At 38.3% G+C, this 1,030-nt stretch carries 1 protein-coding gene and 1 pseudogene; both read right to left on the bottom strand.

Annotated elements, in window-relative coordinates; genetic code table 11:
* A pseudogene (locus AC1DDX_RS27785) lies at positions 1-532 on the bottom strand (hypothetical protein); the annotation flags it as partial.
* Positions 533-537: 5 nt separating this feature from the next.
* The coding region (locus AC1DDX_RS27780) for a DUF58 domain-containing protein (protein ID WP_477623087.1) at positions 538-1,030 on the bottom strand (493 nt) is incomplete at its 5' end.

The raw sequence follows: 1,030 nt of genomic DNA, 5'->3' as shown, positions 1-1,030 counted from the left end.
CCCCTGCAATCAGTAAAATTATCACGAACGACAATAATACCCACTGCCAATGGTCCCTTAGCCAATCTAAAAAGGAATATTTTACTGCAAGGGGCTGCTTTATGTCATAAATGGCCTTTGTAGTATCAACAGCAACAGCAGTAACCTGTAAGGGCAAAGGATCGGTTTTAAAACTTTGCGTGTTTACCTGGAACAAGAAAGCCGGAACGGCCTGCAATCCGGCATCAAAAGAAGTGATTGTATATTGGCGACTAATTGTAGCCACTTTAGGATTATTCTTATCTGCTATAGTATCGGTTTTGCCAACCTCTACAATCTGTATTTTAGAAGAAATGGTATCTGCCAATGCAGGAAAACTGATTTTCTCATTTACCGGCAATCGGGCACTTAAGCGCAAAATTGTCTGGTCTCCCAAAACAATGGTCGACTTATCTAGTTTAGCCTCTACCTTTATATCCTGAGCATTACTTTTATAAGTAAAGCAAGCCAGGCATAGCATTAAACACCAGCTAAAATTAAAATATTGCTTCATATCCCCTACCTTCTGGCTTCGCGTTTTTTAAATAATGTCATTAATGGTTTAATATATGACTGATGGGTTCCAATTTTTGTAAAATCTACTCCTGATCTCTTAAAAAGATCTTCTAGTTTCCCATTTCTCTCCATTGCTGCAACTTTATAAGCCTGTCTAACACGTTTATCCCCAGTATTTACCCACTCGTACTCACCGGTTTCTTCATCCCTAACAGGGATAAGTCCCAGGTTAGGAAATTCTTCCTCATGCAAGTCATATAACCTAAGTGCGATAAGATCGTGTTTTCTGTTGGCTATTTTAAGTTCATTCTCAAAAGAATTACTCATAAAATCAGAGATCAGAAAGGAAGTGCATCTTTTGTTAATAGCGCTGGTAAAGTATCTTAAAGCTTCAGCTACATTTGTACCCCTGTTCTGAGGTTTAAAATCTATCAGTTCCCTGATGATCATCAAAATATGACTTCTTCCCTTTTTAGGAGGGATGAACTTTTCTACC

Source organism: Pedobacter sp. 10L46_2 (assembly GCF_056395165.1).
The sequence above is the reverse complement of the archived record's forward strand: the minus strand, read 5'-3'. Positions and strand labels throughout refer to the sequence as shown.